At 53.2% G+C, this 25,937-nt stretch carries 20 protein-coding genes; 15 read left to right on the forward strand and 5 right to left on the reverse strand.

The genetic code is table 11. The features are described from left to right. Positions 1 to 118 precede the first annotated feature (118 nt). The 8 genes from ACP90_RS20640 (at position 119) to ACP90_RS20675 (ending at position 8,687) form a co-directional block, all read left to right on the forward strand. The gene (locus ACP90_RS20640) at positions 119 to 1,069 is read left to right on the forward strand and encodes a glycosyltransferase (protein ID WP_062489761.1); all 951 of its coding nucleotides are present in this window, start codon (positions 119 to 121) and stop codon (positions 1,067 to 1,069) included. Beyond that, positions 1,056 to 1,718, forward strand: a complete 663-nt coding sequence (locus ACP90_RS20645) for an acylneuraminate cytidylyltransferase family protein (protein WP_062489763.1) — start codon at positions 1,056 to 1,058, stop codon at positions 1,716 to 1,718. Before ACP90_RS20640 ends, ACP90_RS20645 begins: the two co-directional genes overlap by 14 nt. After that, a complete protein-coding gene (locus tag ACP90_RS20650; protein WP_062489764.1) occupies positions 1,715 to 2,662 on the forward strand; it encodes a phosphoglycerate dehydrogenase in 948 nt (315 codons plus the stop codon). Before ACP90_RS20645 ends, ACP90_RS20650 begins: the two co-directional genes overlap by 4 nt. Before the next feature lie 239 nt (positions 2,663 to 2,901). Continuing rightward, positions 2,902 to 4,332 (forward strand): M10 family metallopeptidase C-terminal domain-containing protein, encoded by a 1,431-nt coding sequence (locus ACP90_RS20655; RefSeq protein ID WP_062489766.1) that lies wholly within the window; start codon positions 2,902 to 2,904, stop codon positions 4,330 to 4,332. 78 nt (positions 4,333 to 4,410) lie between these two features. Continuing rightward, positions 4,411 to 5,691 (forward strand): calcium-binding protein, encoded by a 1,281-nt coding sequence (locus ACP90_RS20660; RefSeq protein WP_158514207.1) that lies wholly within the window; start codon positions 4,411 to 4,413, stop codon positions 5,689 to 5,691. Between the two features lie 365 nt (positions 5,692 to 6,056). Then, complete coding sequence (locus tag ACP90_RS20665; protein ID WP_062489770.1) at positions 6,057 to 6,836, forward strand: radical SAM protein; 780 nt, start codon at positions 6,057 to 6,059, stop codon at positions 6,834 to 6,836. A gap of 12 nt (positions 6,837 to 6,848) precedes the next feature. After that, positions 6,849 to 7,736, forward strand: a complete 888-nt coding sequence (locus ACP90_RS20670) for an SPASM domain-containing protein (RefSeq protein WP_062489771.1) — start codon at positions 6,849 to 6,851, stop codon at positions 7,734 to 7,736. A 153-nt stretch (positions 7,737 to 7,889) separates the two neighbouring features. Then, the gene (locus ACP90_RS20675; RefSeq protein WP_062489772.1) at positions 7,890 to 8,687 is read left to right on the forward strand and encodes an FkbM family methyltransferase; all 798 of its coding nucleotides are present in this window, start codon (positions 7,890 to 7,892) and stop codon (positions 8,685 to 8,687) included. A 22-nt stretch (positions 8,688 to 8,709) separates the two neighbouring features. Here ACP90_RS20675 and ACP90_RS20680 read toward each other — a convergent pair whose 3' ends face one another. From ACP90_RS20680 to ACP90_RS20690, 3 genes are all read right to left on the reverse strand, one after another. Further along, a complete protein-coding gene (locus ACP90_RS20680; protein WP_088665318.1) occupies positions 8,710 to 11,022 on the reverse strand; it encodes a hypothetical protein in 2,313 nt (770 codons plus the stop codon). Between the two features lie 76 nt (positions 11,023 to 11,098). Continuing rightward, the gene (locus ACP90_RS20685) at positions 11,099 to 12,289 is read right to left on the reverse strand and encodes a nucleotide sugar dehydrogenase (RefSeq protein ID WP_082809811.1); all 1,191 of its coding nucleotides are present in this window, start codon (positions 12,287 to 12,289) and stop codon (positions 11,099 to 11,101) included. Positions 12,290 to 12,405: 116 nt separating this feature from the next. Then, positions 12,406 to 13,650 carry a class I SAM-dependent methyltransferase gene (locus ACP90_RS20690; RefSeq protein WP_158514208.1) on the reverse strand — a complete coding sequence of 415 codons (1,245 nt, stop codon included), beginning with the start codon at positions 13,648 to 13,650 and terminating at the stop codon, positions 12,406 to 12,408. Positions 13,651 to 13,911: 261 nt separating this feature from the next. On the opposite strand from ACP90_RS20690, the gene ACP90_RS20695 reads away from it, so the two are divergent. The 7 genes from ACP90_RS20695 (at position 13,912) to ACP90_RS20725 (ending at position 23,122) form a co-directional block, all read left to right on the forward strand. Beyond that, positions 13,912 to 14,721 (forward strand): NAD(P)-dependent oxidoreductase, encoded by an 810-nt coding sequence (locus ACP90_RS20695; RefSeq protein ID WP_062489776.1) that lies wholly within the window; start codon positions 13,912 to 13,914, stop codon positions 14,719 to 14,721. Positions 14,722 to 14,740: 19 nt separating this feature from the next. Then, the gene (locus tag ACP90_RS20700) at positions 14,741 to 15,712 is read left to right on the forward strand and encodes a hypothetical protein (RefSeq protein WP_062489777.1); all 972 of its coding nucleotides are present in this window, start codon (positions 14,741 to 14,743) and stop codon (positions 15,710 to 15,712) included. Positions 15,713 to 15,992: 280 nt separating this feature from the next. After that, on the forward strand, positions 15,993 to 16,955 hold the full coding sequence (locus ACP90_RS20705; protein WP_286145770.1) for an NAD-dependent epimerase/dehydratase family protein: 963 nt from the start codon (positions 15,993 to 15,995) through the stop codon (positions 16,953 to 16,955). 85 nt (positions 16,956 to 17,040) lie between these two features. Then, entirely contained in the window at positions 17,041 to 17,454 is a 414-nt protein-coding gene (locus ACP90_RS20710; RefSeq protein ID WP_145915814.1) for a hypothetical protein, read from the forward strand. A 13-nt stretch (positions 17,455 to 17,467) separates the two neighbouring features. Continuing rightward, complete coding sequence (locus tag ACP90_RS20715) at positions 17,468 to 19,492, forward strand: glycosyltransferase family 61 protein (protein WP_145915815.1); 2,025 nt, start codon at positions 17,468 to 17,470, stop codon at positions 19,490 to 19,492. Between the two features lie 325 nt (positions 19,493 to 19,817). After that, on the forward strand, positions 19,818 to 20,234 hold the full coding sequence (locus ACP90_RS20720; RefSeq protein ID WP_145915816.1) for a hypothetical protein: 417 nt from the start codon (positions 19,818 to 19,820) through the stop codon (positions 20,232 to 20,234). A gap of 92 nt (positions 20,235 to 20,326) precedes the next feature. Then, positions 20,327 to 23,122 carry a 6-hydroxymethylpterin diphosphokinase MptE-like protein gene (locus ACP90_RS20725; RefSeq protein WP_062489783.1) on the forward strand — a complete coding sequence of 932 codons (2,796 nt, stop codon included), beginning with the start codon at positions 20,327 to 20,329 and terminating at the stop codon, positions 23,120 to 23,122. A 488-nt stretch (positions 23,123 to 23,610) separates the two neighbouring features. Here the strand turns inward: ACP90_RS20725 and ACP90_RS20730 are convergent, their stop codons facing one another. After that, positions 23,611 to 24,627, reverse strand: a complete 1,017-nt coding sequence (locus tag ACP90_RS20730) for a beta-3-deoxy-D-manno-oct-2-ulosonic acid transferase (protein WP_062489785.1) — start codon at positions 24,625 to 24,627, stop codon at positions 23,611 to 23,613. A 53-nt stretch (positions 24,628 to 24,680) separates the two neighbouring features. After that, entirely contained in the window at positions 24,681 to 25,787 is a 1,107-nt protein-coding gene (locus ACP90_RS20735; RefSeq protein WP_145915817.1) for an RkpR, polysaccharide export protein, read from the reverse strand. Positions 25,788 to 25,937 lie beyond the last annotated feature (150 nt).

A 25,937-nucleotide genomic window follows, 5' to 3' on the forward strand; every position in this document is an offset into this window, starting at 1 on the left:
GAATTCAAGACTGGACAAAACACGATCCGTTCGGTATCAAAGCCTAGAAAAGAGGTGATATCCACGCGACGGTGCACTTAACTTATTTCCGACTGTCAAGTAAATCAGAAAGCTTCCGATGCGTATAAGTATCGTAATACGTACCCTCAACGAAGCCAAATACCTTTCAGACCTCCTGGAAATGATCGACTCCCAGGAAACGTGCTTCGAAAGCGTTGAGGTTGTTCTGATTGATTCCGGTTCGACTGACAAAACGGTTGAAATCGCATCAAGCTTCGGCTGCCGTATCACCTACATTACGAGACAGGATTTCTCTTTCGGACGTTCGCTCAACTGGGGGTGTGAGTTCAGCACCGGCGACATTCTGGTATTCATTTCGGGACACTGTATCCCTGTCGATAAGCATTGGCTTCAAAATCTCTGCCAGCCGATTGTGGACGGCAAGGTTGTCTACAGCTATGGCCGGCAGATTGGCGACGACGACAGCAACTACAGTGAACGGCGAATTTTCGCCAAGTATTTCCCTGCTCACTCTTCGGTTCCGCAAGACGGTTTCTTTTGCAACAACGCAAACTCCGCTGTCCTTCGCACAGCGTGGGAACAACACCTGTTTGACGAGGAACTGACCGGTCTTGAGGATATGGAACTTGCCAAGCGCCTCGTCGCTGCAGGGTCCAAGATCGGATATGTCGCTGAAGCGCCCGTCTTTCATCACCACCAGGAAACCTGGGCATCTGTGCGTCGCAGGTTTGAGCGGGAGGCTATTGCTCTGCGCATGATCATGCCCGAAGTGCACCTGTCCAAGATCGACGTGCTGCAGTGCATCGTCCGGAGCGTCTACGCCGACTGGCGGTCCGCGATGCGCAACGGAATATCCTCGACCGGTCTTGGCGACATGCTGCGCTATCGCTGGTGCCAATACTGGGGTTCCTATACCGGGAACCATGAACACCGTATTCTTTCTCAGGCCGCCAAGCAGCGTTTTTTCTATCCACAAGTGAGTAAAAAGGCAGAACAAGATGAGTGGCTCAAGCCGATGCGTCGCCCTTCTCCCAATGAAGGCAAATAGCCAGCGGGTAAAGGGCAAGAACTTCCGTCCACTCAACGGCAAGCCTTTGTTTCGCTGGATCCTCGATTCCCTCCTTTCGCTGGAAGAAATCGACCAGGTTGTCATCAACACCGACGCCCGAGACATCCTTGCGGAAAATGGGCTGGTTGAGTCCGACCGGGTCGTAATCCGCGACCGCAAAGCAGAGCTTTGCGGCGACACCGTCTCTATGAACCTGATCCTTGCCGATGACATCCAGAACGTGCCGGCTGACACCTATCTGATGACGCACACCACCAATCCGATGCTGTCCAGCGAAACCATCCGCACTGCACTGGCAAGTTACCAGGAGGGGGTCACCAAAGGGACGTCAGACTCTCTTTTCACAGTCAACAAGATCCAGACGCGCTTTTACCGTGCGGACGGCAGTCCTGTGAACCACGATCCGGATAATCTCATCCAAACCCAGGATCTCGAACCCTGGTACGAGGAAAATTCCAACCTCTATATTTTTTCCAGCGGAAGTTTCGTTGAAACGAATGCCCGAATTGGCAAGAAACCGATCCTGTTCGAAATGCAGAAGCTTGAGGCGGTCGACATCGATACACTCGAAGACTGGATGATGGCCGAAGCGGTCGCGAACATGCGGAAAAAACAGGAAGCAGCATGACAAGAGATGTAATCGTAACCTGCCCACCAATGCTTGGGCAGCTTGACCGATTTACCGATTTCGCCGCCGAGAAGGGGCTAACGCTTCACCCTGCCAACACGACGCAGGTACTTAGCGAGGACGAGCTCTGCGAGCTGATACCCCAGTACGACGGCTGGATCATCGGGGACGACCCTGCGTCGAAGCGCGTGTTCACCGCAGCCCGGAAAGGCAAGCTGCAGGCTGCGGTCAAGTGGGGTATCGGCACCGACAACGTCGATTTCGATGCCTGCAAGGAGCTGGGGATCCCAATCATCAACACTCCGGCGATGTTTGGCAGCGAGGTCGCGGATGTGGCAACCGCTTACGTCATCAGCCTGGCCCGCAGCCTGTTCGTGATCGACCGGGGCGTTCGGGCCGGTGGCTGGCCAAAACCCGCAGGTATCAGCCTGGCGGGCAAACGCGCCGGAGTGATCGGCTTCGGCGACATCGGGCACAAGACGGCCTCGCGGCTTCAAGCGCTCGACATGAAGGTCTGCGTCTACGATCCCGGCATCGACGGTGACGGCGGTCTTCACGGGGTAGAACGCGCCAACTGGCCGGACCGTATCGGGGAACACGATTTTCTCGTGTTCACTTGCGCGCTGACCAACAGCAGCTACCATATGCTCAACGCGAAAACGCTCGCGGACTGCAAGGAAGGGGTCCGCATCGTGAATGTCGCCCGCGGACCGCTGATCGACGAAGCGGCTCTTATTGCCGCGCTTGAAAGCGGTCATGTCACATCCGCTGCGCTGGACGTGTTCGAAGTCGAGCCCCTTCCCCAGAACTCTCCGCTTCGAAAATTCGAAAGTTGCGTTTTCGGGTCGCATAATGGATCGAATACGGTAGACGCCGTCGTCAGGGCAAGTCACGAGGCCATAACGCGACTGGAAGGGTTCTTCCTGGAGACGGCGGCCTCCTGACTGCATTTCCGCTTCGGCCGTGACTGATTACAGGGGCGGTGAACGAAAAGCCCATGGGGCAGCCATTTCCGGCCAGTTAACAGTATACGATGGATATCGTTCATTTTCGCTGGAGAGCCGGCTCCAGCTTCCCTACCCTTGCCAACAATCAGTTGATGTTGACAGGACCTGCCTGCAAGTAGAGCTGTGCAGCTTTTTGGTTTCTCGATCTCGACTTCGTTGAACAAAGGCTTGATCAAGTGTGCACTCTCTGTCTGGCCGGGGGCTGGGCTGGCGAAAGATTCAGTGTATCCAACTTCTGCTGCGATCAGACAAGCAACACAGGTGGGTCGCTCTACGCTCCGGCGCCGGTCTTTTCGAACGATCAGATAGCTTATCAACTGACCAACGTATTCTGGGGCGGATCGCAACGCTCGTTCAGCGTCGGCGTCGCAGGGACGCTCTCGGTCAACATCGCTTCCTTGCCCTCCAGCGCACAGAACCTCGCCCGGAAGGCGCTCGAACTCTGGTCGGACGCGACCGGGCTGACGTTCAGCTTTACATCGGGCAGCGCGCAGATCGAATTCGGAGACACGGACGCCTATAGCGCCTACAGCTGGTCCAGCGGATCCGGGACCACCATATTGTACAGCTATGTCAATGTCGGCTGGGACTGGCTTGCCACCTACGGAACCGTCTACAACAGCTACAGCTTCCAGACCTACATTCACGAGATCGGCCACGCCCTCGGCCTTGGACACAGCGGCAACTACAACGGCTCCGCCACATATGGAATCGACAACCACTATGCCAACGATTCCTGGCAAGCCTCCGTCATTTCCTATTTCAGCCAGGGCGAGAACACGTCGATCAACGCCAGCAGCGCCTATGCGGTAACGCCCCAGGTGGCAGACGTCATCGCCATTCGGAACCTCTACGGCACGTCCGGCAACACGCGAACGGGCAACACGGTCTACGGCGACAACGCCAATTCCGGCGACCTCATGCAGACGCTCAGCAGCATGAACAGCTATATCAGCTACACAATCGTGGACGATGGGGGAATCGATACGCTGGATTTCAGGTCTTCCGGCTTCGACCAGACGATCGACCTGCGCGAAGAGGCGATTTCAAGCGTGCGCGGGTATACAGGGAACCTGATTATTGCCCGCGGCTCGGTGATTGAAAATGCGATCGGCGGCAGCGGCGACGATGTTTTAATCGGAAACGACCATGGCAACACTTTAAGAGGCGGGCAAGGACGTGACCTGTTCTACGGTCACGGCGGCAACGACGTCATTTACTTTGGATTGGGCGATCTGAACAAACTGGGATCTGCTCCGGTCGACATGGGCGGGAGCGGTACGGACACTCTTGTTCTGGAGAGTGGCACGACCTTTCGCACCGGCGGGCTTTCCTGGTACGGGTTCGAACGCTTCGTCGGCGCGAGCGGCGATGACTACGTCGCCGGCAACGATGCTTCCGTCGACTACATCCTCAGGGGAAACGCCGGCAACGATACACTCATCGGAAACAGCGGAAATGACACGATCGCGGGAGGTTCAGGCCGCGATCTCCTGATGGGAGGCGGCGGAAACGACCGCATTTACTTCGATTCCGATGACATCACCAAACAAGGCGGACTACCGGTCGATCTCGGCGGCGCCGGGCGGGACACCCTCGTCATGTAACAGGGGGCAACTTTCAGAACCGGAGGATTGTCCTGGTATGGGTTTGAACGTTTCAGCGGGGCTGATGGAAACGACTACGTGTCCGGAAACCTTGCAAGTGTGAATTATGTCTTGAGCGGCGGTGCCGGAGACGACACGCTCCTGGGAAACAGCGGCGACGATACTTTGATCGGCGGCGCCGGCCGCGACCTGCTCAGAGGCAATGCCGGCAACGATACAATTCATTTCGGCGCCGGCGATCTGTCCAAGCAAGCGGGGATCCCGCTGGATCTCGGGGGAAGCGGCACGGACACGCTCTTGATCGATGGGAACTTCGCTTTTCGCACGGGCGGGCTTTCCTGGTACGGATTTGAACGCTTTATCGGAGCAGGTGGCGACGATTACGTTATCGGGAACGACCCCACCGTGGATTATTACCTGAGCGGCGGCGCAGGGAATGACACGCTCATCGGCAACAACGGCAATGACACGTTGATTGGCGGTCTTGGTCGTGACCTGCTCCTGGGTGGAGACGGAGACGACCAGATCTACTTCGGTGCCGGAGACATAACCAAGAACGGAACGTCTCCCATTGATCTCGGTGGCGACGGCATCGATACCCTCCACATCGAGAGCGGCACGACCTTTCGGACCGGCGGACTGTCATGGTACGGCTTTGAGCGGTTTATCGGCGCCAACGGTGATGACTATGTCGCCGGCAACAACGCAACGGTCGACTACCATCTGGAAGGCGGTTCCGGGAATGATACCCTGATCGGCCATCAGGGCGATGATGTCCTCATTGGTGGCGAGGGAAGCGACCTGTTGTTGGGCTGGGCCGGAAATGACACGATCCATTTCGGCTCCGGCGATATCAACAAGTCAGGATCCTCTCCGATCGATCTCGGGGGAGCAGGCATCGACACCCTGGTCATCGAATCCGGATCGAGATTTCTGACTGGCGGCCTGTCCTGGTACGGCTTCGAGCGTTTCATGGGCGCAAATGGCGATGATTACGTCGCCGGGAACGACCCGACCGTTGATTACTTCCTGAGCGGAGGCGGAGGCGGCGGCAGCGATACACTGATTGGCGGTGACGGCGATGACACGCTGGCCGGCGGATCCGGGTCAGATCTTCTGACAGGCAATGCTGGAGCGGATACATTTTATTTTGCAGCTCTCGACGGTACGGATCAAATTCAGGACTTCGAGGATGGCATCGACGTGCTCGAAATCGACAGCAGTATGGCCTCCGGCTTCGTTGACCTGAGCATCAGTCAAAGCGGGGCTGACGCTGTTGTCGATGCCTCCGGAACGACGATCTATCTGAAGAATTTCGATGCGGGCCTTCTTTCCTCTGCCGACTTCATTTTCTCATAACCCGCATGTCTCACGGGGTGGTCGAGAGACGCGCCGGGTTGATGCCGACAATGAAGGCGTCGGAAATTCTCGAAAGTGTGCTCACCACGAGCGCGAGCCAACGCGGTCAGAGGACGCGACCGCTCCGGTCAGATGATCCTACAGTGACTGGAAATGCTCTACATTACGGACCCAAAATTGTACGTTCAGGTCGCTCAGGAAAGGACTGTATTCAAGCTTTCAACGCGCAGGCAGACGCTCCTAACCCTGGCATTGAATTTTGCTGGACGGCGATGCCTTGACACAGTCTTTCCGTTAAGATTATTGAGTTCGGCAAGAATACAAGAAATGCGATTGGTGATTTCTAGCCGGCACTGGTGCAGTTAATGTCGAATTTCCAGCCACTTGATGACGTTGAACATCTCATTTACGGGGAAAACCTGCCGGTCAATGTCGGAATGGATATCGTCAATAGATGCAATGTTTCATGCAGAATGTGCGGCGGCGCCCTTTATGTAGAAGAGAAAGGATTCGACAAGTATTCGCGCCTGGGTTTTGACGACATCATGAAGTTCTTTTCCGACGTTCAGGTGTCGGAGATCACCTTCGTGGGAAGCTACTCAGAACCGTTCATGAACCGCGACATCATTCCGACCTCCAGGAAACTGATCGCGCATGGCGCCAAGGTCACTGTCATCACGAATGCCACGCTCATTACCAGGGATCTCGCTGAAGACATTGTTCGAAGCGGGATACATCATATCTACGTGTCGATCCACGGTGCGACCAAGGAGACCGCCGAATTTGTCATGCGCGGCGCGAAATTCGATACCGTTACTCAAAACCTCCGGAACCTGATGGAAATTCGGTGCGAGCTCGGTAGCCGGACGCCCCATGTCACGATGAACATGGTGCTGATGAGGGAAAACATCGCAGACGCTCCGAAAATGATCGAACTGGCCAGAGAGCTTGGTGTGGATGGCGTTGCCTTTGCAAACATGCGACTGCCTGACTTTCAGTACGAACCGGAAAGTTTTACTGTCAGCCTGATCACCGAAGATCTGGACGTCTCAGCGAAACATCTGACCGAAGCGTCGAACCTTGCAAAAGAATATGGCGTGGCCCTCAATATTCCTCAGCCGCTACGCCCGCTGCTGGCCGGCTAGGAGTGGAATGGAATGGCGAAGACCCTGATCAACACGCTCGATAACGATGCGCACGAGGCCCTCCCACTCGGTCTCGGTCAAACCCGCTTTTGTTTGTTTCCGTTTTCGAAGCCGAATATCGTGCAGCGCGACGGCGACTTTTACGTAGGGCTGTGTTGTTCTTCATCATTGAAGAAATTCCCGATCACGCTATTGCTTGAAGACGGGGCCTTGGCCGATGTCTGGAACAACAAGGTCTATGAGGACATAAGGCGGTCCTTGCTCACCGGTGAGAACATGCCACCCGCATGCGTTTATTGCGAGCGGGCTGTCGGTATCGACCCTGTCGACATGCAATTCCATGTGGCGCTCTGGCATTCCCGCAGAACCGGTGATGAAAGAAGCCTGGCGTACCTTCGAAAAAATGCCTCCAGATATGATCAATATGCGACTGCCATGAGGGAAATTGGCGAAAAGCCTCTTGAGATGCCGGATTTCGACATCGTCGAAATGAAGGGCGTCTGGGCAAACGAAAGCAATCGCACACTGATATCCAAGTGGCGGCCCATTAACTACGCCAGCGCAACCGTCGAAGGCGAACAAATTCGCATATGCCGATCACCAAAAGAATCCTATTACCCGGCTTTGGTTTCCATCGTGGAGACGATGCCGGGAAAGGAATATGAACTGACCTCGAAACTGAGCCCGCATGGGCAAATCCCCATGAGCATCAGCGTTCACGCAACAAATTCGCATACCAGTGCAAAAATCATGGAATTTTCAACCAACGACGAATGTCAGGGCGGCAACCACCTCTTCGTCGCCCAATCTCCGCAATCGGCAATAAAAGTCACCGTCTCGAGCAACAAGCCGAACTGTTTTGGCTTGATGGGACCCACCACTTTCAGGGCCCTCTCCTGAGTTCAGGCCTTTCGAGAGTTTTCATGAACGTTTGAATTTAATCTGCGGGTTTGAACCAGGTCCCCAAAGGCAATATGGATTTGGCCAGATCCGTCTTGCATACGTTCGCGTATATCCTGCGAGATAGATTGTTCGCTTTCAGAGGAAACAATAGTGAACCAGATTGACCAGGAACTTAGAAAAATCATCGAACCTGAAGGTAAATTCAGTCACTTCGAATCTATCTTGAAATGCATTTATTTTGGTCTTATCCGGTCCGATAGCACGGTCATCGATGTCGGCGCCCAGTTCGGCCTGCATACGTTCCGTTTCGCAGAGCGAATTGGTCTCGACGGCCAAATTTTCTCATTCGAAATCGTCCCCCAATTTGTTCAGCACATCCAGAAAAAAGCAGCCGAAAAGTATAAGGAACCGAACCAGATCAAGGTGTTCAACCTTGCCGTGTCGAATACCGACGACGTGGTTACCTTCTATCAAAATGACAAGAACAACGGGCAAAGCACAATTGTTGAAGGTCATGGTATTGACTTTGACCAGACCAGTACCTCCAGGATTCAGTCGATCACACTCGACGCCTTTTTCGACTTCGACAAAATTGGCCGGCTCGACTTCATAAAGTGTGATGCAGAAAGTGCCGATTTCGATGTTCTGCGCGGCGCCAAGAACCTCATTCAGGCCAAGGACCCGCTTTTCATTATGGAATTTGAAATGGACCAACTTGGCCTGCTCGGCGTGTCGAAGGAGGATTTTTTCAACTTCCTTGAGACCAATGATTTCCTTGCATATTCGATCGACGGTCGCCCCTTTACGAACGAACGCATCGAAAACAACGACCAGCCCTTCTGTTACGAAATCGCAGTTGTGAACAAGCGGTCAGACAAGAAAAACTTCGCCGAAAAGAACATGCCCAGCATCGTTTGGAATTGGATCAAGCACACTGAGTGGCACTAGATTCCGGTCAGATGGAAACGCCCTAATTGTAAACCAGCACAGATAGATCGAGACCGAACGCCGCCATTTCTTTTTGCAAGCTGTCGTGCTTCCAAACCGTTTGGAACTCGGAAGCAGACCACTTGGGTACAGCGCCCCAGCCAACAGGCTTGCCAATTCTTTTCCAGCCAACGGCCCAGGTTTTCGCCAGCTCTTGCGCCTCGGGTGTTCGACCGAGGTCGACCAGAACCCTCATCGCCGTCAGCGCGAATTGGTGAAAGAGCTCCTGATTTTGCCGGCTGACCTTTTCGAATGCGACCAGGAAGTCCTTGCAGGCTGCCTCCCCGTTGGGCGCCAAACTCAATCGGCGCAACGCCTGAAGCAGAATTCCGCCAGCGGCTGATTGCCAGCTGCAGAACTTCAACGCTGTTGATGCGAGCTCCACAGCGGCGGTGTCGTCTGACCGGCGCAATGCACTGTCGGCGAGCAGCGCATAGGCCGCCGACCCGACGACTTTTCTGAAGGCCTCCAACGGAAAGGGCGCATCTGAGGGTCCGCTCCAGGAACTGCCGGAGGCACCATTCTCAAGAAGGTCCTTCATTGCACCATCGATCAATTCACCGACATTGACGGAGCCGAGTTGCCACTCGGGGCGGGCATCCGCGAGCACAAACTGATAGCCATCCAGGTTTGACACGAGTTCCGTCAATAGCGTGTCCGCTTCGGCAAGTCTGTTCTCCTTGCGCTGCGCGGCCGCCATCAAGAGTTTCGGCATTCCGTATTGTGCGTGACGGGTAATGATCTTCTGTGTGTAGTCGCAGATGGAACTCTCCAGGTTTTCCCCCATGGCCTGGCGCACATGCAGAAGAGCCAGTTCATCAAGCGCTTCGGCATAGCTTAGCCGTGCCGGTTCCATCGCCACTCTCGACTGAACGTAGGCTTTTGCCGAACGCGCCAGAAAATGCGACTGTATTATCGGTTCATCGAGTTTGGCGCCCGCCCCTGTAGCTGCGATCCTGTTTTCAGACCGGCGCAGAATCGGGTCTGTCCGCCACTCAGACAAAGTCGCATCCGGGAACCCGTGCCGTGCGAGGAGCACACCCAACTGCAGGGTACGCATTTGTTTCAAGACACCGTCGCGGGTCGGAGGAACAAGGCTGTTCAGTTCCTTGAAAAAGTCCCCGGCCCTGGGAGCAAACTCTTCGGCATACCTTGGATATTCCTTTATGTGCCTTTCAAAGTCATCGGTCATGTCTCGAGAACGGATCGAGTGAATGCATCGATAATCCCGGGAGAATCGAGAAATCGCTCCGCTCGCCGAATCCACGAGCGTCATTGCACCTGCACCCAACGCTTCAAAAACCCGCCAGGATTGCCCAATGCCGTAGCGATGGCTCGTTGCCACGAACCTCGAGCGCTCCATGAGCTCCTGGTATCCTTGTTCCGGCAGCATGCTGTTCATCATGACCACCTCTTGCTGAGTGCCGACCGACATCAAGGCGCGGTTAAACACGGCTTTGTCGTAGTAGAATCCAGCAAGATGTTTCTGGCGACCGGTCGAAACGATGTCCGTATCTCGACGAATTCGCCGCCAGGCCGCTTCAGCCGAACTCGGCTCCAGAAACTGCCGGTTCACAGGAAGAAGACCCAGATGAGTCAAAATCGGTCCGACAAATGTTGGCCGCCCGAACCTGGCTCTGGATTCAATGTTTCCCTGTGAACCAAGAGAAAGCATCGCATCGAAGACGCGGTACCGCTCCGGGTGGTGCGCGAAATTCCACTCAAAATCGCCGATGAAACCGACTTTCATGCCATCGAACGATTCGAGACCGGGAGAAAACCAATGGCTTGGATCAACAAACACAAGGTCCATAGCGGTAATCGACCCACGCGGCGGTGCGCCACTGCTTGCCGGCTTAACCCGAATGCGACCTGTCTCCGGATCAGGTTCGCCGACCGCGGCCCAAATTCCCTGGAATTCGGGAATAAGACCCTCCAGACGAGACAGGGGACCGCCAACAAAAAGCACTTGCAGGGGCTGTTTTGTACCCAATTCGTCAAAGTCGTGCGACAGGCTGGAATTCGCAACGGAGAGGAGTTTCCGGCACGCTTGAAAATCGTCAAGCGTGCCGCTTTCCAACCATCGGCCCAGCGCGCCAAACAACATGCCGCGGGGACTTGGGACGCTTTGGGAAGAGAAGAGGCGCGAAGCCCCTTCCCTGTTGCCCATCATCAAGAGCGCGATCGCCGACAATTCAATGTCGGATCGCGCAAACCGCGTCACCCAAGAAAAGTCTCCGCAAATCGACGCCTCTTCAGCGTCGGAGTAATATTCTGCGAGTGCGGACAGCGGCAAGCGGAACTGGTGATTTCCTTGAACGTCAAACCTAGATGGCTGCAAATTCCTATTCGCCCGTTCCAATTGCACCACGCTAACCTTTGTCGGTTATGCCCCATACATCGATGACTGCCGTGTCTTCCGGAATTTTAAGATCCCGATAGGTCGGATGCGGAGTGCCCACAATAATTCCCTCAGCCCACTGTGTGACCTCTTCAAGCGGTACAAGTTCCGGGTCGACCATAACGTATTCGTCGGTACATCTCAGATCCGCGCCGTGCCCGCGCAACAACTTGCGAAGCTTGTAAGACAAGGAATCCCGAATGTCGTCAGAACCCGATTTGAACGACATGCCAAGAATTCCGACCCGTTTTCCCACCAGCGAGCCGCCACATTTCTCTGCCAATTTGTCGACGGCAAATGCGGCGAGGCCTTCGTTGACAAACATGGCCGCCTGTCCCATTTCGAAGGACCGGCGCGCAAACGCGGCAAGCTGCATAGTGTCCTTCATCAGGCACGGACCGGCAGCAAATCCGGGAGACGGGAAGTCCCGCATGCGTGCGTATTCGTGGGTCATGGCGTGCTGGATACGGCCGAAATCAAGACCTTCCTGTTCCGCAAGCATGTAAAACTGATTGGCGGCCGCAAACGTAATGTAACGCCATGCGTTGCAGTAAAGCTTGGCGAATTCCGCTTCCTTGGGACGCGTTTCGATCTGCTTGACACCCAGCAAGTCGAACAGCGCCCTTGCCCGTTTCACCGCGCTGGGGGTACAGCCGGAAATGATCTGCGGCAGCGTTTCCATTTCCTGGATCATTTTTCCCTGCACAACGCGTTCTGGGCAGAAGGAAACGTCCGCTTTAACCGACTTGCCGACGATGTCGCTGAGAAGATCGGTCGTTCCCGGAATCACGGTGCTTCGAAGGATGATCAGGTGTTCATTGCGCAGATGAGACTTCATTGCGTCAATGAGCTTCAGAAGCGGTTCAATTCGCGGATTCAGATACCCGTCAAGCGGGGTCCCGATCGTAATGAACAGCGTCTCGGCATCCTGAATAGCGGAGATATCGTCCACAACATGAAGGTTCTTGCCGTTGTGTTTGGCGAGCAGTTCATCAGCGCCATCCTCATGAAATGGCATCTTCCCACTGCGAACGATCTCACGGAACTCCAAGTTGATATCATAAAGGGCCACTTGCAGACCCTGATCCGCGAAGACCAGACCGAGCGGCAACCCAATGTGACCAAGACCGCCAATAACCAACACATCATATTTGGACGGCATTGTTTATCCTAAGCTTCTAGTGTTCCGAGAAAACGGGTGGGACAGACGGCGCTGCGGTGAGCGTGGCATGCGCGGGTAGCTTCGCAGAATTGGGGCACAGGCTCTCTCTTAAGGCCTTATGGGCGAATTACCGGCCTGGGCAGCGGCACGATAAAGCGCCCGCCCTGTTTCACAAAGTCAGAGTTCGAGACAAAGAAGTCCGCGTAGTTCCAGGACAGCAGAAGGGCCATGTCAAATTTTCTTCCCAGGAATTCCTCATCGGAAATCACTGGAATATGACTGCCTGGCGTCAGCTTTCCACATTTCAAAGCGTTGTTCTCGGCAACGGCTTCAAGGTCTTCAGAAGTAAACCTGGCCGAGTTCAGGAGCGTGTTTCCCTTTGCAGGCGCGGTAAACACACCGATCCGATTACCGGATTCTTTCTGCCTGGCTACCGTTTCGCGAAGTTCCTTGATCGCGCTTTCGACCTTTTCGGCAAAGCGATCATAGGGGGCATCAGTCATCAGTCCCCACGCCGCTTCCGCGTCAAGCATCGATTGGACAGATGCACCCTCTTTTCGCCCGGATCCCTCCAGAGCGACGGTCAAACGCAGAGCCGGGCCTGATGCACCAAATGAAATGCGCTCGGCTTTCACGGCTCGAAGGCCGACTCTTCGCAACAGGGCCTTGAGCGGGGTCAAACCATGGTAGCACAGATGCTCATGGTAAATCGTATCGAAATAGACCCCTTCCATCATGTCGGGCAGGTACGAGCACTCAAACACTGCGAGACCGTCGTCATCCAGCATTTCAGCAAAACCCGACATGAAATCCACCATGTCGTCAACATGCGCGCAAACATTTGTTGCGGTCACCAGCGCAACAGGCCCGTAGTCTTCTTTGATCCGCCGTCCGACTTCCTGACCGAAGAAATCTTTTACAATAATATGCCCCTTCTGCTCAGCATATTGCCCTGCAGAAGAGGGCTCAACGCCGACCAGGCGAAAACGATCCTTCGGGTACCGGTCGAGCATGATGCCGTCATTTGCGCCGACATCGACGATGACCGAATTTTCATTCGGGCTGTAGTCGCTCAGCAGTCTGTCGACCAAACCCTGGAAGTGATTCCGCAAGGCTCCAGAGGTGGAGGAAAGGTAGTGATAGTCGTCAAAAACGTCCTGCGCGTTCACCACATCCAGGAGCTGGGAGGAGCCGCAGGACCTGCAGCGAAACATCCTCAAGGGGAAGCTTTGCTCGGTCGGAATTTCTTCTGTTTTGATGAAGGCGTTTGAAGGTGGTTGCTCGCCCAGATCCAGAACCAGGCTGAGATCTGACGAACCACACATCCGACAGGTATCGTTCTTTTTATAGCGGAAATTCATGAGACAGATTTCACCCGTAGCCCCCAGACTGATGGCCATTTCGCTATAGCACTCATTCGCTTTTTTCAACTCCTAACATCAAAACAGTTGAAACTTTAGAACGCGCGGGTCATGTTCGCGGTCTCGCATGGATGGGACTTCACGACCGAAAGAGTGTGTTGCTATGGTTGCCCCGTCGGGCTCCCTTGGCATGACGGCCGCATTTGAGCATGTATGACCGGATGTTGCATAATTTTGGCCAACGACAAAAAATGACTGGCAATGCTCATTGACGAACTTTCAGTGTTGGTAACGGGAGCCCGCAGCGGTCTGGGGCGAGCTCTTTGCGAACGGTTCCGCGCGACTGCGATGACTCGCGAAAATGCTGACGAAATTTTTTCCCAAGACACGAAATATGACCTGGTCATTCATTGCGCTCACAGCAGGGCGAAAGACGTAGATACAGATAGCTTGGATGACTATGCTTCTGATTCCTTCGAACTCACGTCAAAAGTTCTTCGACTTTGCAAGCAAAAGTTTATTTTGATATCCAGCGTTTCCGTATATCCGCTTGAAGGGCACAGCCTTCGTGAGGATGACCCGATCAAGCTGGACGAAGTGCATGAATTTTATGGCATAGCGAAGTTGCTGTCAGAGCGGCATGTCGTCAATTGGGCGCATCGAACAGGCGGCAAATTCCTTATTTTAAGGCTGTCATCAACGCTCGGTCCCTATTCTCCCACCAATGTCACCAAGCGAATCTTAACTGGAGCGACCCCGTCCGTTCCATTGTCCGGCGAGTCCCGCTTCAGCTACATTTGCCATGATGAAATCGGAGACTTCATAGAGGTGGCGTTGAACCGCTCTGCAGAAGGTTTTTTCAATTTGGCCGCGGCGGATACCGTCACACTGAAGGACGTGGCATGTCTTGCCGGGCGGGAAATCGAGTTCGGACCGATCAACTATCAGGCGCCTGTCGTCTCCATCGAAAGGGCATGCGCGCTCTTGCCGGCTTTGCGAAAGACCTCTGTTGAGCGTATCAGAAACGCGATCGCGGTTCGCGAGCGGGAAAGCGGTTCCAGCAGGCTTTAATTACAAGGAAAATGCGATCATGACCGACACAGGCATTGGTTCGGCGGAAGAGTCCGTTTTGGCGGATGAGGTTTTGAAGCTATCGGAAATCGCAGAGCGTTGCGGCGTTCCGATGTCTTCGGCTGCCGTTACAGACTGGTTTGATGCTGAAAGTCACTTGCGATACCGTCGGCCGACAACTGATGAGCGTGACAAGATTTTGTTGGACGTCGTCGGATTTCTGCAGGACGACTCCCTAAAGCGCTCTGGTGCGCACCGTATTGATGCCTGGCGCAAAGGGTGGGGCGAAATCCTCGACAGGATTGCCGACGCATCTTTCGAATACGATACGCTCTGCCCGCAATATTTCAAGTTCGACGCCTTTCGCTTCGACGGGGATTATGCGCTGCGCCAGGATAAGCTGTTCGAGTTCGCGCTCTGCCACGCCGTCAAGACAACACTTTATGCTCACTACATTGAAGATGGTGATCGAATTGTCGATCTGGGAACAGGCAGTGCGGCCAACGTCTACCTGCTCCTGAACATGTTCAAGAACAGTCAGGTCGTCGGGGCGGACTGGGCAGAGCCCTCGGTTGAAATCACCAACAAGATTTCAACTTACTATGACGGACGTGCCACGGGTGCGCGGTTTGACATGCTGTCGCTTGAAGGGCGTGAAAGCCTTGGAACGTTGACGGATAACGTGGTGCTTTCGGTTCACTCGTTTGAACAGCTTGGCACGCAGTGGCAAGGCATTCTCGGAATGCTGCTCGAGGCAAAGCCGAAAATTTGCATTCAGATCGAGCCAATCTACGAAAATTACGACGACGAGCCTATTTTCGATGCCCTCGGCCGGCTGTACCACAACAAGAGAGGCTACCTGAGAGTCTACCAGACTGAGCTTATGCGTCTCGCCGATGCCAACAAGGTGGAAATCCTGGACCAAAGACGGCTTACTTTTGGAACCATGCTGCATGAGCCGTATGGCGTTCTTGTCTGGCGCCCAAAATGAGATGTCGAGAAACACGATGCTTCTGTCCTCGAGCCACAATATTTATCTGTCCACTCTTGCGTCACTGACGCTCAGAGCGCTCGCATCGGAAGGTGCCCCCTATTGTTTCCGGTCAAGCGAATGCAGTTGAATTGTGTCCGGAGTTTCCAGAAGCATGGGGTCGTGGTGCGCCTCGCGAGGATTTAACCAAACTTCATTGGAAGATATTTGAAGTTGCGCTGTGCAGTGCTTTCGAACGGATGCGCAGAGCGGTGAATGAAAGGAATTGGTCTTGAGTACTGTGTTGGTCACCGGGGGGTTGGGTTTCATCGGCCGGAGCCTCGCTCATGAACTCAGAATGCGCGGGAAAACCGTGCGCATACTGGACAATCAGCTGAGAGGTAATGCGAAGTACCTTGAGGCGGCCGAAGAAAATTATGAGCTTGTGCTTGGTGATATCCGCGAGCGGGAAGTCGTCAAGAAAGCGGTCGACGGCTGTTCGGAAATCTATCATCTCGCGGCGATTAACGGGACCAAGAATTTTTACAATATTCCCAGGCAGGTGTTGGAAGTCGGCGTAATCGGGACACACCTCCTCCTGGATGAGTCGATATCGCAAGGCATAAAAAAATTCCTATTCATGTCGAGCTCTGAAGTTTATCAGACACCCAAAGTGGTGCCGACTGATGAGAGTGTGGGATTATACCTGCCGGATGCTGTAAACCCCAGGTATTCCTATGGCGGATCGAAAATTGCCGGCGAACTCATGACTATGAATTATTGCCGCGACGCCATGGAAAAAGCGATCGTCGTCAGGCCGCATAACGTGTACGGACCCAATATGGGGTTTGACCATGTTGTACCGGAGCTGGCCTTGAAAATTCTTCAGGCGAGGAAGGCCGATCCGCAAGCGAAAACGGTTGACGTGCCGCTTGAAGGCAACGGTGCCGCGTCCCGTTCTTTTGTGTTTATCGACGATTTCGTCAACGGAACGCTTCTGGCAATGGATAAAGGTGAGCATCTGCACACCTATCACGTAGGTACAGATCAGGAAATTTCGATTCTTGATCTGGCAAAACGGATTGCCAGGGCGTTGGAAATCGATACCAACTTCGTGCCTAGCGGGCTTCCGTCCGGTGGAACCATGCGACGTTGTCCTGATATCAGTAGACTAAGGTCCCTTGGATACGAACCTCAGGTGGAGTTGGACCGTGGACTGGAAATGGCTCTCAAAACGGTACGCGATCATTTCGACCAGATGTGAATAGAGGCAGAAAGTACTTTCGTAACGCGCAGCGCTACGAACAGATACACTGCTGATTAAATCTCCAGAAAAGGAAACAAGTGTCATGGCGACAACACCGAGTCTGAAATCACCCGACAAGGCAGCATGTGAGGCGATCCCGCCCTTCGTTGACGCGCGGGGAACAATTCAACCGATCCTAGACTCCCAGATGGGCGGCTGTGCGCTGATCACCTCGAAAGCGGGCGCCATACGGGCAAACCATTATCATCAGTCCGATTGGCATTATAGCTACGTAATTTCGGGCAAGATAAAGTATTATCATCGCCCCGTCGGCAGTGACGAAAAACCGACAACAGAAATTTTTGAAACTGGAAGCGTTTTTTATTCACCTCCAATGGTCGAGCATGCAATGGAGTTTCTTGAAGATACGACGTTCATCGTTGTCTCCAAGCACTCACGAGACAAGGACGACTACGAGGAAGATGTTATCCGTGTTCCAGACCTGACAAAACTGTAAAGGGCTGTTTCGCGTGGATCTGAAAGTATTTTGTCAGCGCTTTCGCAAGGGAAACCTTGCGGAAAAAAGCGCATTGTCTCGCGGCATCGAGCGATTGGCTGCGGCTCTTTCCGGAAACCCAAATTGCATGCTTCCGGCTCTCGGAAGCGACGCAATGGGTAAATTCTACGGGGAGTTGCTCGCGCGCAAGCTTTCGGAAGATTCTCGCATTGACCCCGTATTCTTCGCCGTTCTGCATTTTGCCTGCATCCAGCGGGACTTCGAACCTTCGGGTGTTGGGGCACCGAAGCCCCTCGCCCTTCTCCTGGATTCAGACTGCTCCACATGGCAGGCGCTACATCCGGAACTGGCCAATCTTCAGGCGGGTTTGGTTCAGCCGGGAACTGGCGGAAAATTCAGAAACAAAACGGCCGGTCTCTCTGCAAGCGGACCCGCTGCAAGCTCAGAGACTTCATGGAAGGTGGACGGTCTCACAGCGGAACTGATGCAATCCCTTGAAACTGAATACACAGCGCACGTGATAGCTCTGTCCACCAAAAAGCCGGCAAAAGCAATTGTTGAAACACTTCAGCGCCTGTCCTCGGCGGCCAATACCGGGACAGTTGTTATTCTGAAAATAAAGTCGAGAGACGTTAAGGACCTCGATGACGCCCTAAAAAGCAAAAATAAAAATATCGAGGTGGCCTGTTCTATAGATTGCGGCGCCTTCCAACTGGTTATAATCGAGAATTTTTACAAAAACTTTTCGGACAACGCGGTCGATCTCAAGGTCAATCCCGCCATGAAGCCCGTGAATGCCAACAACGTGGATCAGATTTTCTACCCGATAAGGCGCGTCCGTGACATCGCGACAACCGATCAAATCGACGCCGGCAGTCTCGATCATGTCAAAGAAGCAACGAGCCTTATTCTGCGTCCCGAACATAAATTCATCGCAAGCACAAAGCCCAAAGTCATGATGGAGACCTCCTCCGGCAAGACGGTGGAGCAGCTTACCCAGCAGGAATTCCTTATCAAGGACTTGTCCCTGTCATTCTTGCCCCATGCCATTTTCAATGGCATGGGGGTGGCCATCACCCAGGACAACAGGATCTTCGAGGAATCGTTCCTTCCGCCAGTCGATCCGGGCGAATACAGCACTTGGGGGCCGAGCTTTCCGCTGAGCGAAGGCAAGGAGGAAGCCTACATTGGATTTCTCGACCAAAGGTTTCTGGTAGCGGGGAAGCCCGGGTACTTCAGGCCTCGCAAAAGGCCCTTGCCGTCGAGGACAATTGATGGACCGGTCCTTTTGGTCGGAGCACTCTACCACCATGTCTATTCGCACTGGCTGATTGATGTTCTGAGCAAGCTCTGGGTGCTCCCTCATCTGGAAAACATGGGATTGGGAGGCATTCCGGTTGCCATATCGGGGCCGCTGTCAGCCAAACAGAAGGAGATGCTTCATTACGCCGGGGTTTCCCAGGATCGACTGATTGAACTCGGGCCGGAAGAATGGGTCGACAGCGATATGTTGCTTGTGCCGAGCAGGCCGGCGCGAATGTATGACTACATCGCTCCCGAGGTCTTCGATCTCTATGACACCATTGCGGACCGCGCTTTGGCTACAATGAAGGCCGATACTTCCACCTTCCCGAAGCGGATATATGCGGCAAGGCAAGTGCGGAGCGGTCGTCGACGCTGGATAAATGAAGATCGCATCCTGCAGCAATTGGACAAACGAGATTATCGCCCGGTTGAATTCGCGCAGCTATCGGTCGCGGATGAGATTTCCCTTTTCCGGAATGCAGAGTCTATTGCGGCACCGCACGGCAGTGCGCTGGGGGGCATTGTGTTCATGCGGGAGCGGGCGAAAGTCTGCTGCTTCTTTTACCCGGAGTTAATGCGTGTCATCCGGCATCATTTTACGATAACTGCGCACAGAAAACTTGAGCTGCTCGCGGTTGGAGGACAGTCGTTCTCGATGCGCACCGACATGAGCTCCTGGCTCATCGACGAGGACATCGTCGCTGATGGACTTGACCAGTTTGAAGCCTGCTGAGCGAACCGACGAAGGCCCGTTTCGATTAGTCTCCGTTGACCTGCCTTCAATTTCGTTACTGTGGTTCCGTTTTTACTACTGCTCCCACGGACAAGTATAGGTTGATCTACTGACCGGAACATCGAGTTCTTTTGCGTTTGGTCTGTTTCCTTCAGTTGCGGTCGGAACAACCGCGGTTCAAAGCGAGGAAAACTACAGGAGAGCAGCCCAGATAGCGTCCCGCGGGTAGGGACGCGACACTTGCCTGACTTCTTTGAATAGTGGTAAGAGAATTCAAATGCCTATCCTTGAGAGCCTGCCCATTCCCAATATTCCGGTGTAAGAAATGAGCCGCTACTATAGTTTTCTTTCCGAAGTAAGAAGTACGCAAGAAGAGAAACGTAAAGAGTTAATTGATAAATTTGAAGATCAAATTGAGGAGGATATTCGGGACAATTATTCAAGAATGATCGGCATCTACAGTTCCATCGGATTTGATGATTCATTCGATGAAGTTGCAAAGCAACTTCTGTTGGCGAGAGAGCGCGAAGAAGCTGCCTTGAAACAGCTCGCGACCGCAGAGCGCGAAAACGAGCGCAAACATTTGATTGCACGGGACTTGCAGGCGCAGAACGCCAAACTGCGTCAGAAACTGGCAAAGGCAAAGAGACTGAATGTTCCCACCGTTTCGGACGTGGTTGAAGCCTTAAAGAAATTGCCTGTGCTGAAGCTGGTCACGGGATCTCAAAAAAAATCACAATGAATTTTAGCTGCAGGCAATTGAGAGCGATGCCGTCCCCGACAATGCTCTCCTATTCAGTTTCTCAACACTTCTATCTTCAAATGGTGATTTAGATGCCGCTTAGAACTGCCGTCTTGATTGTGGCTATGCCCAACGAAGTGGAAGTGGCGAAACTCTGTATTCAGTCGTTGCTTCCTCAGTTGAAGAGTGATGACGGGGTTTATGTTTTCCTGCATTCCGGAAGTGATAGCGCCCTCAAGAATTTTTGTGCGAAATACGACCGTATTAAGTATTTTCAGTCGGACAAAAAATACGGAGTTGCGAGTTCCAGGAATTTTTTGTTCTCGAAAATAGGCCGAAACGCGTTCGACGCAATTGCTCTGCTCGATAGCGATACGATCCTTCCTTCGGATTACCTTGGACGAATAAAAGCCTTCTACGGAAGAATGGAGAAGCCGGGCATTGTCGGTCCGGTTGTGCTTGACTACCCTGAAGTCTGTAAACGCCTGGAGCGAATCAAGCAGCCAGCACTCTTGCAGGATCTGGAAGCCGATCGGAAGTTACCTGCCGCTGCGGAAATCAAGAAGGCCATCCAGAGCAAATTCAGGCACGAGTTTGTTGATCATGCCGGTATGGTCGCTGACTACGATTTCGCTTACTTCAATATGGAATTCATCTCTGCTGCGATAACTGAAACGGTATTTCCTTCCTTCAATAATCAGAAGATAAGCTCCGTTAAGCTGCTGGCTAATTTTCACCAGCTCTTTTTTGATGCTGCCCACACCGAAATCACCGTCTCGAATATTCCAGGATGTTGTCAGTTCTTTGGAATAGGCCTGCTTGAGGAAATCGGCGAGTTGGACGAATTGTTCGATCCTTATGGGTTCGAGGACAGCGACTTTGCAATCCGGGCGCAAAAAGCGGGTTACAGTAACTACGTCGATACGGAAAATGTTTTGTTGCACCGCACGGACCAGCGCCACTCAAAAAGGGTTGCATCTGACCAGCGGCACGCCTTCAGTGTGCTTAAATACCGTGCATTTGCACACCTTTATGCAAAACACCATTGGGAGCAATTCCCGAATTTGTACTTGAAACGGGTTCTTTACGAGGACCTCAGGTTTTCGCTCACAGACAAACCAACAGGTACGGTTGAGAAACTTACCGCGATAAAACAAGCTTGCCAGCGTATTTACTTGAAGGATCGGGAAAAATACGTCACGAGGATCAGTGGCTTGCCACTACATGAGCAGCGTTTCATGGCGGCTATGGTTCACGCGCTTCCCGGTCTTAAGGCGAATGAAGACATCGAACGATTGGCGAGAGAAGTCTTTACCGAAAACAGCGAAGCCTCCGGCAGAAAATACCCGGCGCGTGTCAATCTTGAAATCTATGAAGAAAAAAGCGTTCTTCTAGACCAGGATCAAAATACGGGAGGTTTCAAGACGGGAAAATATGCAGCCTCCCAACAGGAAAAGATCTCCGAAAAAGACCGGCATCGCCTTGAATCCTTGCGGGACCGTTTCAGTTCACACCGGTGTTTCATCATCGGAAACGGACCGTCGCTCAACAAAACAGACCTGTGGCAGCTGCGTAACGAATATACTTTCGGCGTTAATGGTGTCTACCTTCTTGAACAGATCGCAAATTTCAGGCCAACTTTCTATGCAGTGGAGGACAATCACGTCGTTGATGATAACCTGCCGGAGATTCGCGCACTAGATTGCAAGTACAAATTTTTTCCAAACAAGTATAGAGAAGCAGTTGGAGAGCGCGAAAATCACTTTTTTCTGCCGGTGAATTGGGAGTTCTACTACAAGAGCAGCAAGTACTTCTGCGAACCCAGATTCAGTTTTGATATCTCCAAGACAGCCTATGTCGGTCAGACTGTCACATATCTGAACTTCCAGATTGCCAAGTTTCTTGGCTTCAAGGACATTATCCTAATTGGCGTCGATTTTGATTACAAGGTCCCTAAAGACTCCAAAATAAAAGCCAATTCTATTCTTTCCAATGAAGATGATCCAAATCACTTTCATCCAAATTACTTTGGAAGAGGAAAGAAGTGGCATTTACCGAAACTCGAAAATTGCTACAAAGCCTACCAACACGCCAACAAGGTCGCAAAAGAAAACGGATTTGTGATTCGGGATGCCACCATCGGGGGGAAACTCGATGCCTTTCCAAAGGTTCAGTACAAAGAACTGTTCGAGCGAGATTGCAGTTCAGAAAGACCAAACGCTGCGGTAAAGGTACTCACCCGCCACATCATCTGGCAAGCTCTTCGGGAAAAGGGCGGGCTTCATCTGCATTGTGCCGATCTGGTTCCAGATTACGTGGAAGACATCGAATACTCCGTGAATTCGTTCCAAGAGTTGGACGAATGCAAACTGGAGTCGGGAGAGGGTTATAAAGTTGGTGGCACGGATTCGAGGCAGCGGGTCGTGCGTTTCGTTGCTGACTTGGCAGACATCGGACTCCGCGGTGCCGATGCTGTCTGTGTTCCGCTCAGCAAGGATCCCGACGTGGCGAGCCAGTCCGTCGAAGATTTACGCAGCCTGCAGGATCCGCAAGAAGCTGACCTTGTTGTCTATCCGGGAATTGCGGTGTTTAGCAAGCGTGGCTATTGGCCATTTGGCGGCTTGTCAGGCTTGCCTACCGATCCGGATAAAATCTGCGCGTCTGACCTAATGACACTCAACGGACCTTCAGCCTGGCTGTTCGCAGCAAAGCCGCGCAGCCTGAACAAGTTGGTCGCCTGCCTGACTTTTCCCTCGGTGGCGGGCACTGTAGCGAACCCACTGGAGAGCAATGAGAGCGGTGTACCGTCCGGGGATTTAATCAAGCATCTGGTTAGATACGAGCGGGCATTCTTCTTCAGACGCGACTACATTTTTTACCCCTGCTGATCATCCCAGCTGGCTACAAGCGTCATTTCTCCGATTAGCTCATTGGTGTCTAGAGTATGTCCACTCTATGTAGATTCATTCGACTGGAGCGATTGCCTTTGCTGAACAGGCGGGTTGCGAGCAGTGGTGCGGTTCCACCACAAGCGCAAACCAATGCGGTCAGCGGACGCAAAAGCCCGGCCTATCGGGTGACGCAAAGCAGTCCATCGGCAGCTTTACGCCGCTTGACCGCTGCACCGCATCGCACTTCGCCGAGTGAACTGTTTTTCCACATCAAATGATCCTAGATTGAGCGGACATGCTCTAGGGTGTCATGTGAAGTCAGCTTTGATTTGGAACGCAGTGTCTGTTGTATTTCTTGCTAGACCTTGCTCGATGTAGGATCTCGATTTGTGTTGGGATTTCATCAGTACCCTTGTCTCTGCACGCTCTCACGTGCCCCGGAGAGAAGTAACCTCTTTCAAGATATATATTAAAAATTTTTTCGCTTATTCTAATAAATTGAACAATAGCCTACTAATAGTATCTTCGTAGCTAGAAATTCTCCTTTCCTCATGATCTATATATCTTACGTAATCCAAATAGACTGCTGCGAACAAAACTTCGATACTGACCTTTTCACGGCCATTTAATGTTTTTTTCGACCTGTTATTTGTGAGACCCCATCCATTATAAAATGACGCTCCAAAACAATGTACCGAACAACCAGCCATCACACCTTCGAAGCCGAGTTGGCTGGAAACGCAATACAAGGTCGAACACGCTTCCAGCAAGGACCATGGATTGATTGGCTCCGCGGTCAGTCTCAACAAGTCGGTCTTGAGCGCTTTCTCTACCTCGGGTCTGGCTTTCGCAATCTCTTGCAGCCTCTCGTATCCAAAATGTCCGGATTTTCTGCCGAGCCTGGCTTCAGGATGGACGCGGACTATTACTTCTGCACCCGGGTTTTCCGTCGCAGCGGCATCCAGCATCTCTGCAAAGGTGTCCTCGCTGGCCATGGCCCCAGCTATCGAAGCATCACCGGCCGTCTGATCAACCACAAGTACGCGATCCTCCGGCCTTGAGGCTTTCAACTGCAGGGCCGACGCATCTAGAATTTTGGAGTTATTGTATTTTGAGAGACGCGATTTCCTGAGATTTTCCATTGAGAGCCGTATTTGAGCAAGCGGCTGCGGCGACGACGCGCGCATCCTTACCATTGCTTCAAGGTCGCTCGGCTGCCTGGCGTCGTAATATATCCCCGTCCGGTCCATCACCATGGACAGCGGCTTTTCGCTGTTTCCGGGACTGATCGAGCGCAGAAACCCATCCTCGAAGGCGATATAGGGAATGCCCTGCAATCTTGCGATTTCACGCGCCCGGTCAGCGGTCGGCTTGTGACCCCAGCCAGCTATCGCGTCAACGCCCAACCCCAAAGGAGGAAGCCGGCAAGCTGTGCAGCCGGTCATAAGTTCAACCGCATACCGCAGACGCCAAAGGCCGGATGTAGCAATGCCGATCAGCATGTTTGTGTTCAATCCGGTTCCGGAAAACGGTTTTCGAAGTCACACCCCGATGATCAGGTCCTGTCCCGAACATTGTAATAAAGCAACACGACCACTGACCACAGACCGGTCAGCATCAGGAAAACCGCAAGAGAATAGAGGAACCTGCTCGGATACTGGGCTTCTTCCGAGAGCGTCGGCCGAATAAATGTCGCCAGATAGAGGCTTTTGTTGTCGGCTTCTTGCCTCGCCTTTTCAAGGCTCGCCAGCGAGGTCACATAAAGCTGCTGCGCAAATTCCTCTTCCACCGCCAATTCCGAATAGTCGGCTAGCCTAAGGGAGAGGTTATTGCGGCGATCCCCAGCTTCGCCGGAGCCTGTCCCGCCGGTGCCGAGTCGCTTACGAACTGAGGCGATCTCGCCCTGAAGAGCGGCAATCTGCTGGTCCAGCATCCGGATGCGCGGAGAATCCTCGTCAAGATAACTCATCAGGGTGGCCTTCTCAGCCTCGTGGCTGGCCCGCTCCCGGTCGAGGCCAGCAATCATTTCCGCAGCAATTTCCGCATTCGCTTCGGGATCGACTTCCTGCGTTTCCTGACGATAGGCTAGCATCTGCTTGCGAATTGCCTTGAGCCGCGCCTCGGCTCGCGCAAGCGCTTCCTCGGCATATCGCACTGACTGACGCCGGTTGGATTCAGATAGTTTGTTGACTAGGATCTCGCTGCGTTCCAGGATCGCTTCCGCAATCACTACGGAATCTGTCGGCCGGAATGAACGGACATCGACGTATATTACACTGGAAGTTGCATCGAAACTCACGTCGACCATGCCGTTCCAGTAACTGAGTTGGTCTTCGATCGGCAGGTCTGTTCCCATCGAAAAAAGGAAATCCGACGCTTCGCGATTGAAGATCGTCTGCAGATCGAGTTCCTTGGGCAGGTCCTCCAGAATCGCTTGGCTCTGGATGTAGTCCGTGACGATATAGCTATTTGAGGTCGTCGACTCAGATCCGCCGCCGCCGCCCATCACCATGCCGAGAATTTCCATAGGTGCGACAGTATTAGAGCTACGCACCGCGAAAGCTGCCGTGCTGTGATACTGGTCACTCGCCCAAAAAAACATGTAGGCAGAAAAGGCGGCGGAGGGCAGCGCAACAAATAGAAAGAAGCCGAGTATGATCAATCTGTGCCGGGTCTTCGCGACCGACTTTGCGGTCGTGCCCGGAAGGGCGAGATCTAGGAGCTTCTGCGGATCAAGGCCGGATTTCTTCAGACGAGATACGAGCTTACCGTCTTTCTCACGTTTTTTTTGCTACCGGGCCATCCTTCTTGG

This window comes from Labrenzia sp. CP4 (genome assembly GCF_001579905.1).
In the GTDB taxonomy this organism is placed as follows: domain Bacteria; phylum Pseudomonadota; class Alphaproteobacteria; order Rhizobiales; family Stappiaceae; genus Roseibium; species Roseibium algicola.

Coding starts and splice junctions, on each gene's coding strand:
- ACP90_RS20640 (WP_062489761.1), top strand. CDS start 119: ATGCGTATAAGTATCGTAATACGTACCCTCAACGAAGCCAAATACCTT.
- ACP90_RS20645 (WP_062489763.1), top strand. CDS start 1,056: ATGAAGGCAAATAGCCAGCGGGTAAAGGGCAAGAACTTCCGTCCACTC.
- ACP90_RS20650 (WP_062489764.1), top strand. CDS start 1,715: ATGACAAGAGATGTAATCGTAACCTGCCCACCAATGCTTGGGCAGCTT.
- ACP90_RS20665 (WP_062489770.1), top strand. CDS start 6,057: ATGTCGAATTTCCAGCCACTTGATGACGTTGAACATCTCATTTACGGG.
- ACP90_RS20670 (WP_062489771.1), top strand. CDS start 6,849: ATGGCGAAGACCCTGATCAACACGCTCGATAACGATGCGCACGAGGCC.
- ACP90_RS20685 (WP_082809811.1), bottom strand. CDS start 12,289: ATGCCGTCCAAATATGATGTGTTGGTTATTGGCGGTCTTGGTCACATT.
- ACP90_RS20690 (WP_158514208.1), bottom strand. CDS start 13,650: ATGAATTTCCGCTATAAAAAGAACGATACCTGTCGGATGTGTGGTTCG.
- ACP90_RS20695 (WP_062489776.1), top strand. CDS start 13,912: ATGCTCATTGACGAACTTTCAGTGTTGGTAACGGGAGCCCGCAGCGGT.
- ACP90_RS20700 (WP_062489777.1), top strand. CDS start 14,741: ATGACCGACACAGGCATTGGTTCGGCGGAAGAGTCCGTTTTGGCGGAT.
- ACP90_RS20710 (WP_145915814.1), top strand. CDS start 17,041: ATGGCGACAACACCGAGTCTGAAATCACCCGACAAGGCAGCATGTGAG.
- ACP90_RS20720 (WP_145915816.1), top strand. CDS start 19,818: ATGAGCCGCTACTATAGTTTTCTTTCCGAAGTAAGAAGTACGCAAGAA.
- ACP90_RS20725 (WP_062489783.1), top strand. CDS start 20,327: ATGCCGCTTAGAACTGCCGTCTTGATTGTGGCTATGCCCAACGAAGTG.
- ACP90_RS20730 (WP_062489785.1), bottom strand. CDS start 24,627: ATGCTGATCGGCATTGCTACATCCGGCCTTTGGCGTCTGCGGTATGCG.